1 protein-coding gene and 1 pseudogene are annotated in these 1,165 nt (G+C 58.8%); one reads left to right on the plus strand and one right to left on the minus strand.

What is annotated here, in order from left to right:
- A pseudogene (locus B3187_RS12380) lies at positions 1–241 on the plus strand (lipid kinase); the annotation flags it as partial.
- A 53-nt stretch (positions 242–294) separates the two neighbouring features.
- Here B3187_RS12380 and B3187_RS12385 read toward each other — a convergent pair.
- Positions 295–900, minus strand: coding sequence for a TetR/AcrR family transcriptional regulator (locus B3187_RS12385; RefSeq protein ID WP_123638402.1), 606 nt, complete (start codon positions 898–900; stop codon positions 295–297).
- Between the last annotated feature and the right edge of the window lie 265 nt (positions 901–1,165).

Here is a 1,165-nt window from a genome sequence, read left to right on the forward strand (position 1 = left end):
CACCGAGCTGTTCTACACCCCGCAGCAGAAGCTGGCGTTTGCCACCAGCGAGCAACTGGCCGAAACCATGTCGTTCGTCACCGAGTTCTCCTTCCGCCACGGACTGCTGGGCGATGGGGCCCCGTCAGCCGATTACATTGGCATTGAATTGCCCAATGGCGACATCTGGGGTAACGAGAACAATGTAAAAATGCGTTTCAACAACGAGTTTGTCGAGATGGCAGCGGAAGGAAAACTGTAAAGGTAAGCGGAAGCGGTAAAGGATGAGCCCCAAGACGGCACTGACCCGGAAGGTCAGTGCCGTACCCGGTAGCCATCGAGCAACGTATTCACATCTTCGAGCAATGGTTCCAGCGTCTGATCGTCCACATGCCGCTGGGCAAAAGTGCGCAAGCCCATGATCTGCACCTGAAGCAAACGCGCCAGCCGCTCACAATCGACATCCCCACGCAGTTCGCCCTCGCGCTGGGCGCGCTTGAGCAAGTCCTCGAAGATCTCCTCAATGTCGGTCAACAGCTCATTGACCCGGGTTCCCAAAGGCTCATCCTCCTCGGTCACCTCCAGTAGCGTTTTTACAATCATGCAGGCACGCGCGGGCGGTTCAGACGCCGGAGAGTCCCCGATGACCATGTGGCGCAAAAAAGCCTGCAGGGCATTCATGGGGGATTGGGCCGCCTTGAGCTGCTCGTCCAGCTGTTTCAGTAAGTCCGAGGCGTAGACATCCAGCGCCTCCAGAAACAGGGACTGTTTACTGCCAAAGGCGGCGTAGAGACTCCCGGGGCGCATATCCAGCGCCAGCTCCAACTGCTTGAGCGAGGTACCGTGATAGCCCCGGGCCCAGAACAGCGATACCGCTTTGTCGAGAGCGGTCTTGCGGTCGTATTTGGCGGCTCTTGGCATGGTGCTTACCTCGGGTGTTCAGGGGCGTGGTCAGTGGCGTGAACACCATTTGACCACAGTTCAGGCCGCTTCTCAAAAGTAAAACCCGGGTCAGGGGTAAAACCCGAACAACTGGGATACACTGGCCCCATGAGCACTTCCATTCCCGCGACGCGCTATTCATCGAGTCCTCTGCGCCACCTCGCCTGGCTGCTGAGCGCACCACCGCTCTGGCAGGAGGCCTGGCGCTGGCACTTGTCACCTCACGAACAGGACCGCATCCGCA

Origin of the sequence: Marinimicrobium sp. UBA4209 (genome assembly GCF_002381585.1) — a bacterium.
Classification (GTDB): domain Bacteria; phylum Pseudomonadota; class Gammaproteobacteria; order Pseudomonadales; family Cellvibrionaceae; genus Marinimicrobium; species Marinimicrobium koreense.

What these genes read in the sequence shown, in the direction of transcription:
- B3187_RS12385 (WP_123638402.1), bottom strand. Translation starts at nt 900, where the DNA reads ATGCCAAGAGCCGCCAAATACGACCGCAAGACCGCTCTCGACAAAGCG.